The organism is Streptomyces sp. NPDC019531, assembly GCF_044903305.1.
Taxonomy (GTDB): Bacteria; Actinomycetota; Actinomycetes; order Streptomycetales; family Streptomycetaceae; genus Streptomyces.
This window is the reverse complement of sequence record NZ_JBJDQL010000139.1, coordinates 1-1575: the sequence shown is the minus strand read 5'-3', so window position 1 is coordinate 1575 and position 1575 is coordinate 1. Positions and strand designations below refer to the sequence as shown.

Annotated in this window: 1 protein-coding gene; it reads left to right on the top strand. The window is 72.6% G+C overall.

Features of this window, described 5'->3' with window-relative positions; translation table 11 throughout:
• On the top strand, positions 1–1575 hold a 1575-nt coding region (locus tag ACI2L1_RS45180), incomplete at both ends, for a polyketide synthase dehydratase domain-containing protein (RefSeq protein ID WP_404745298.1).

Sequence of the window (1575 nt, the reverse complement as noted above, 5' to 3'; positions counted from 1 at the left end):
TGGCCCGCCTGCACACCACCGGTGTCCCGGTCGACTGGCAGGCCTTCTACAAGGGCGAGCACGTCACCCGTATCGATCTGCCCACCTACGCCTTCCAACGCCGGCGGTATTGGGTTCAGGCCCGTCTCGGCGGCGGTGACGTCACGGCCGCGGGTCTGGACACCGCCGACCACCCCCTCCTCGGCGCGGCGGTGGAAATGCCGGACTCCGACGGTGTGGCGTTCACCGGTCGGCTGTCCGTCGAGACGTACCCCTGGTTGGCCGATCACGACATCCAGGGCACGGTGCTGATGCCGGGTACCGGACTTGTCGAACTCGCCTTGCACGCGGGGCACGAGGTGGGCTGCCCGGTGCTGGAGGAGCTGACCCTGCAGGCGCCCCTGGTCCTGCCCGAGCAGGGCGGCGTACAGGTGCAGGTGGTGGTCGGGACGCCGGACGAGAGCGGACGGCGGTCACTGCGCGTGTACTCGCGCGACGGCGCGGACCAGCCCTGGCTGCTGAACGCAGACGGCATGCTCGGCTTCGAGCCCGTCGCCGCGCCGGCCGACTTGAGCGCCTGGCCGCCGGCCCATGCCGAACCGGTCGCCCTGGCCGACGCCTACGCCACGCTGCTGGAGCAGGGATTCGCCTACGGCCCGGTGTTCCAGGGACTGCGGTCCGCCTGGCGACGTGGGGAGGAACTGTTCGCCGAGGTGGCCCTCCCAGAGGAGGTCCACGCGGACGCCGAGCGCTTCGGCATCCACCCCGCACTGCTGGACTCCGCCCTGCATGTCGCGCTGCTGGCCGAGCCGGACGGCGAGCCGGCGCTGCCCTTCGTGTGGTCCGGAGTGACCCTGCACGCCGCCGGTGCCACGGAACTGCGGGTGCGGCTTGCCCGTGGCGGTGAGCGCCGGACCGAACTGACCGCGGCGGATGCCACTGGCCGGACGGTGGTCACGATCACCTCGGTCGTCGGCCGCCCGCTCACCGACACCCCGCTGCAAGCGGCGCAGGGCGGCGCCGTGGAGGGCCTGTTCGGGATCGAGTGGAGCGCCCTCGCCGGCCCCGTACCTGTACCGGCCGGTGATCCGCTGGTTCGGTGGGAGGACCTGGCCGCCGAGGCGACCGTGCCGGAGGCCGTCCTCTTCCGGTGCCCGGCCGTTGACGGCGACGAGACGGCGGGCACGCGCGAGTTGGTGCACCGGGCGCTGTCCGTCGTGCAGGAGTGGCTGGACGACGAGCGGTACCAGGAATCCACCCTCGTGGTGGTGACGAGCGGCGCGGTTGCCGTCGCACCCGCCGAGGACGTCGACGTACGCCAGGCCGCCGTGTGGGGCCTGATCCGCGCGGCGCACGCGGAGGCTCCCGGCAGGTTCTGCCTGGTCGACGTGGACGACGATCCGCGGTCCCGTGCCCTGATCGCCGCCGCGGCGGCCGGCGACGAGCCGGAAGTTGCGATCCGCGACAGCGGCCTGTTCGTGCCCCGCCTCGTCCGTACGCCCGTCTCGGCTGAGTTGTTGCCGTCGTTGCCGTCGTTGGAGGGGACGGTGTTGGTGACGGGTGGGACGGGTGGTCTGGGTGGTGTGGTTGCCCGGC